The sequence below is a fragment of the Limosilactobacillus coleohominis genome (assembly GCF_016901675.1).
Lineage (GTDB): Bacteria > Bacillota > Bacilli > Lactobacillales > Lactobacillaceae > Limosilactobacillus > Limosilactobacillus intestinavium.
The window spans coordinates 1-4,108 of the sequence record NZ_JACJKU010000102.1; the positions used below are offsets into that span (position 1 = coordinate 1).

4 protein-coding genes are annotated in these 4,108 nt (G+C 37.6%); 2 read left to right on the plus strand and 2 right to left on the minus strand.

The window, feature by feature from the left end; translation table 11 throughout:
* Nucleotides 1-175 precede the first annotated feature (175 nt).
* Entirely contained in the window at nt 176-652 is a 477-nt protein-coding gene (locus tag H5975_RS07505; protein WP_178661420.1) for a universal stress protein, read from the minus strand.
* A gap of 196 nt (nt 653-848) precedes the next feature.
* Between H5975_RS07505 and H5975_RS07510 the strand changes: the two genes are divergently transcribed.
* Nucleotides 849-1,289: an Lrp/AsnC family transcriptional regulator gene (locus H5975_RS07510; RefSeq protein WP_204785527.1), complete on the plus strand. Its 441-nt coding sequence runs from the start codon at nt 849-851 to the stop codon at nt 1,287-1,289.
* Between the two features lie 44 nt (nt 1,290-1,333).
* Here H5975_RS07510 and pepF read toward each other — a convergent pair whose 3' ends face one another.
* Nucleotides 1,334-3,145, minus strand: a complete 1,812-nt coding sequence (pepF, locus tag H5975_RS07515; RefSeq protein WP_204785528.1) for an oligoendopeptidase F — start codon at nt 3,143-3,145, stop codon at nt 1,334-1,336.
* A 163-nt stretch (nt 3,146-3,308) separates the two neighbouring features.
* On the opposite strand from pepF, the gene H5975_RS07520 reads away from it, so the two are divergent.
* Nucleotides 3,309-3,980, plus strand: a complete 672-nt coding sequence (locus tag H5975_RS07520; RefSeq protein WP_204785529.1) for a hypothetical protein — start codon at nt 3,309-3,311, stop codon at nt 3,978-3,980.
* Nucleotides 3,981-4,108: the final 128 nt, after the last annotated feature.

The window sequence follows — 4,108 nt, forward strand, 5'->3', positions numbered from 1 at the left end:
TCCAGCTAAATACATTTGAACAGCTTTAAGCTTAACTTCAAGACTAAATTTAGTCATAGTAAACCCCCATAGTTAGAATTTTTCGTCCAACTATGGGGGTTCACTTCAACGATAATATCATCCGTTAAGTCCTTTTGAATTCATTTCGCATATTACGATTATTTTCTATCTAGCATTATTTAATGTCCAGCTGCTTATTATCTAAACCAGTCCGAATAACTAAAACGTCACATGGTGCATTCCGTTTTACAAAAGAGGTTACTGAACCAACCATTGCACGTTGTAACCTTGACATTCCACTAGCACCCATAATTAACAAGTCGTTTTTGTGATCCTTTGGAAAATCAAAAGCAATTACGGTTTTAGGATTTCCCAAACGAATGTGGATGTCAATATTATCAAATTCGTCGTTTTGCTTAACTTTATTAAGTAGTTCCTTTAAATATTCAGTAGCTTTATCAACTAGTTGATAAGCAATACTACCGTCAGACATACCAGCAAAATTGTATGCCATTGCTCGAGTGTCAACAACGTTTAGTACGTCGATATGTGCGTTATTACGCTTTGCAGAAACAACTGCTTTTTCAAGCGCAGTTTCTGCTTGCTTAGAACCATCAACAGGCACTAAAATATTTTCGTATTCTTGATCCATAATCAACATCCTCCATTCACTCAACTATCTACCTTATTTTACCACATCCAACCTGTTTATAATTAACCAATCCCCAATCATTAGTCAGTTTTATCCACTTAAATTGACTTAACTCTCCAAGGAGCATACAATCAGTATTATATTAGGCTACTTAATAATATTAAGTTATCTAGATTTATGAATGAGAGGGTTATCCATGGATCAAATCGACAAAAAAATCTTAAATATGTTACAAGCCAACGCTCGTGTTTCACTCAAAGAAATGTCCGCTGCTTGTTACATTTCTTCACCAGCAATTGCGGCCAGAATTAGCAAAATGGAAGATACTGGCATTATCACTGGCTATCACACCAGTATTAATCGAGAAAAGCTGGATTACCATGTTAAAGCCTTTATCATGGTTCAACTAGAACCTAGCCAGAAAAGCGAATTCTACCCATATGTTCAATCAATTCCAAACGTGATTGAATGTAACTGTGTAACTGGTGAGTATTCTGAAGTTATGGAAGTGGTTTTCCCATCTACTGGTGCTTTAGATGACTTTATTAATGAAATTCAACGTCGCTTCGGTAAAACAAGTACCCAAATTGTATTCTCCACAAGCGTAGAACACCGTGGTGTAAAATTGTCTGAATAAAAAGCTGTTAGAGGGTGTCAGTCTCCCCCTAACAGCTTTTATTTTTATAAATTCAGTAAACCTTCGATTTGGTCTAAACGCTTCTGTAACACTTTTAGTGAGTCATTTAAATATTGCCCGTTAGTAACATCTATTCCCGCTCGTTTCAAAATCGTAATTGGATCAGCTGAACCTCCAGCACTTAAGAAGTCCAAATAACGATCTAGAGCTCCTGGTTGCTTTGTCCACACTCGTTCAGAAAGTGTTGTAGCAATAGCCCAAGAAGTTGCATATTGGTAAACATAGTAGTTCATATAGAAGTGTGGAACATATGCCCAACTTTGTGTATCTGTTCCCACGAGCTTAACATTTGGACCGTAGTATTTTTCAACTAATTGATGGCTGATTTGATCTAAATAGTCCGCAGTTAAAGTCCTACCTTTCTGTTGCTCACGATATGCCGTGTCTTCAAATTCTGCAAATTGAGTTTGGCGATAGATTGACCCGATAAACCCATTAATTGATTGTTCCAAAATGAAAATTTGTAATTCACGATTATCACGATACTTATTTAACAAATATTCTGTCAGGATATTTTCATTAAAGGTCGATGCTACTTCAGCCAAGAAAATTGGTGCATCCGCATATTCAGATGGTTGATGGTGCTGACTAAACCAACTATGCATTGCATGCCCAGATTCATGAGCTAGAACAAATGTACTATAAAGTTTATCAGTCCAATTTAATAGAATATATGGATTGGCCTGATAAACACCTATTTGGTAACCACCTGATCGTTTCCCACGGTTTTCCGCGGCATCAATCCAGCGATTATCAAATTCCTTTTTCAAACCATCAATGTAGTCAGGACCCATTACTTGCAGCGCATCCATTACCATTTGCTTACCTTCTGCAAATGTAGTACGTAATAAGTCCTTACCAGCTAATGGTACTCCAATATCATATTGGTAAAATGGTTCTAACTTGAGCGCTTTTTTCTTAATACTATACCAACGATGTGCTAAATCTAGATGTTGATTAACAGTTGCTACCAACGTATCGTATACCTGTTCATCAATTTGATTGGCCGACAAAGATGCCTGTCGTGCACTCTTATAATGACGAAGAGTCGCAATGGAGTTTCGACTATCAATATAACTATTTAACGTTGCAGCAAAAGTATTCCGTAAATCATGGTATGGTTTTTGATAAGCTAACGTTGCTGCTTTACGGACTTCACGATTTGTTGATTCGGTAAATTGGCTCCGATTCCCGTGAGTTAACTCCACTGTGTCCCCATTTTCATCTTTGATTTTACCAAAGTGAAGATCGGCATCATTCAATGTATTATAAATAGTATCTGCACTACTTAATGACCGGCTCAGGCGACTTAACAATTGTTCCTCATCAACAGTGAGTACATGCCCCCTTTGCAGGCGGATTTGGTGCAGAGCAAATTTGAATTCGCCTAACCCATCCACGCTTTGCAACCACTGATCCAGTTTTTCTTGATCTAGTTTAACAATTTCAGGATCCATAAACGAAAGAGCAGTCTCAATCTCCGTCGCTTTTTGTTCCGCAACGCCATATAATTCCGTTGCCTGTGCATCTGTTGTATCACTATCCCGGCGCAAAAATGCATAAACATATTCACGCTCTAACGCTTCTCCAATGGACTTGGACATTTGCAGTGCTTTTAGTAAAGTTTCACCATCATCACCTAGATGACCAGCTAATTGATGGAGTTGATGCGCTTGACTGACTGTTTGCTTCAACTGATCCTTCATAGCTTGATCATCTGGGTACAATAACGTTAAATCCCACTTCAACTCTGTTGGTACAGCAGAACGAGCTGGTAACTCTTTTTGCCTACTCAATATTAATCACGCCTTCTTTATTAGTAATTATCATTATTTCCCGATTGAGAATCTTCAATGGTCAATTCTATCATATTTTTTCAGCAAAAATATATTCACGCTTTAGCTGAATTATAGTATCATGGCACTTAGTGTTTCATCGCTATTAGTCAGGGAGGTCCCAATGATTTCAAAAGAAAAAGCCAACAGTATTAACGGCCGAATCCTATTTTTAGCTATCTCAATTATTATCAATTCCTTTTTTAATGCTCTTACGGTTTCTACTCAGATGGGTAGTGCTATCTGGACCGCATCTGCTGTAAGTTTAAGTCACTGGATTCATATATCGCTAGGTAATATTTTGTTCCTTGAAGGAGTTATTGTTGCATTTACTAACCTCGCATTACTAGGCCATTTTGATTGGTTCCGGCTCCTCCGTAATCTATTATTTATTACCCCATTTAGTTACTTATTGGCCGGATTTGAAAGGATGTTCACTGCCTTAGGTGTTCCTCAACTTGCCATTGGCTGGCGAATTATTCTCGACATTGGTGGTTTATTTGGAGTTGCGGCCGCAGTTTCCCTATACCAGCGTGCAAATATTATTATGCATCCTAATGACGACCTGCCATATATTCTGCGTTTCCGTTTCATGCATGGCTCATCAGTTTATTCTCAGTGGATGAGTAATGTTTCACCACTCATCATTGTTGTTCTGGTATTTATTATCAAGGGCCATTGGTATTCATTTGGTTTTGGTACCATCTATAACATTCTTACTCAAGGATTTCTCATTGGATGGTCTGATCAACATTTCTTCCCAATACTCCATCATCATCTTGAATTCAAAAATTAACGAAACAAATCGAAAAAGGGGGAGATAATATGAAGTGACCTCCTTAATTGTTAATGCAGGGATTTAGACACATAATTAATGTATAGCGAAAAAGCATTAGTTAAGGTCGTTACCCTAAACAATTAAGG

Excerpts from the sequence above, each read along its gene's own strand:
- H5975_RS07505 (WP_178661420.1), bottom strand. The coding sequence starts at position 652 with ATGGATCAAGAATACGAAAATATTTTAGTGCCTGTTGATGGTTCTAAG.
- H5975_RS07520 (WP_204785529.1), top strand. The coding sequence starts at position 3,309 with ATGATTTCAAAAGAAAAAGCCAACAGTATTAACGGCCGAATCCTATTT.
- H5975_RS07510 (WP_204785527.1), top strand. The coding sequence starts at position 849 with ATGGATCAAATCGACAAAAAAATCTTAAATATGTTACAAGCCAACGCT.